Origin of the sequence: Pedobacter sp. ASV12 (assembly GCF_016429155.1) — a bacterium.
GTDB lineage: Bacteria > Bacteroidota > Bacteroidia > Sphingobacteriales > Sphingobacteriaceae > Pedobacter.
The window spans coordinates 1-1,163 of the sequence record NZ_JAELUC010000196.1 but is presented as its reverse complement, the minus strand read 5'-3'; the positions used below and the strand labels follow the sequence as shown (position 1 = coordinate 1,163).

At 43.7% G+C, this 1,163-nt stretch carries 1 protein-coding gene and 1 pseudogene; both read left to right on the top strand.

The window, feature by feature from the left end; translation table 11 throughout:
* Positions 1-447: pseudogene (locus JHD69_RS19860) on the top strand (UDP-N-acetylglucosamine 4,6-dehydratase); the annotation flags it as partial.
* A gap of 2 nt (positions 448-449) precedes the next feature.
* Positions 450-1,163, top strand: a 714-nt coding sequence (locus JHD69_RS19855) for a DegT/DnrJ/EryC1/StrS family aminotransferase (protein WP_199142073.1), incomplete at its 3' end; no start/stop codon positions are given.

Sequence of the window (1,163 nt, the reverse complement as noted above, 5' to 3'; positions counted from 1 at the left end):
GAAAATAGAGATATATTCTTTCCAAAATTAAGTGAGGCCTTACACTTGATCAGCTTTGCAGATATAGCAGTAAAGTACCTCGAAAACCTTGGTTATGAGCCCCATCAGTGTAATAGTGAGGAAGAAGCTCGCGAGCTAATGCATACCTTGCCTCAACAGCAAAAATGGCCTTGCCTATTCGCCAAAAGTGATACTACCGGAGAAAAGGACTTTGAGGAGTTTTTCACTTCGAATGAAAAACTGGATATGGATAGGTTCGAGAATTTAGGGGTTATTAAAAATGAACTAAATTTTGAAAATGATAAATTAAATCTATTTAGCAAAAAAGTACAGAAATTTAAAGCAGATAGAAAATGGACAAAAGAAGATATTCTCGAATTGTTTCATCAAATGCTTCCTGATTTTGGACATAAGGAAACGGGCAAGTATCTCGACGCTAAAATGTAAAAATGGCAAACTCAAATAAGTTTAAAGAGGTAGTAGATTTTATAAAATACAAGTACCCAAATAAGGATTTTGTTGCATTGCACGAACCTGTATTTATTGGTAACGAGCGTAGATATATATTAGATGCAATCGATTCGACTTTTGTTTCTTCTGTTGGTGCATATGTGAATCTGTTTGAAGAAATGATGGTAGAAATTACTGGAAGCAAGTATGCGATAGCTATTGTAAATGGCACTAATGCACTACATATGGCCCTCATTCTTTCAAATGTTAAACGAGATGAAGAAGTAATTTCGCAAGCCTTAACCTTTATAGCTACAGCAAATGCTATTAGTTATATTGGAGCAACTCCGATTTTTATAGACGTAGATAGGGACACTTTAGGCATGTCGCCAAAAGCACTGGAAAATTTTCTAACTGCTAATGCAGAAGTACGGAATGATGGTGCTTATAATAAAGTAACAGGTAAGAAAATAGCAGCATGTGTGCCCATGCATACATTTGGGTTACCGTGTCGCATTGATGAAATCTGTCTCTTATACACATCTGACGCTGCCGACGAACCACGACATGGGGGGTTGTGGGGGGGGGGGGGGGGGGGGAAGAGGGGGGGGGGGGGGGGGGGGGGGGGGGGGGGGGGGGGGGGGGGGGGGGGGGGGGGGGGGGGGGGGGGGGGGGGGGGGGGGGGGGGGGGGGGGGGGGGGGGGGGGGGGGGG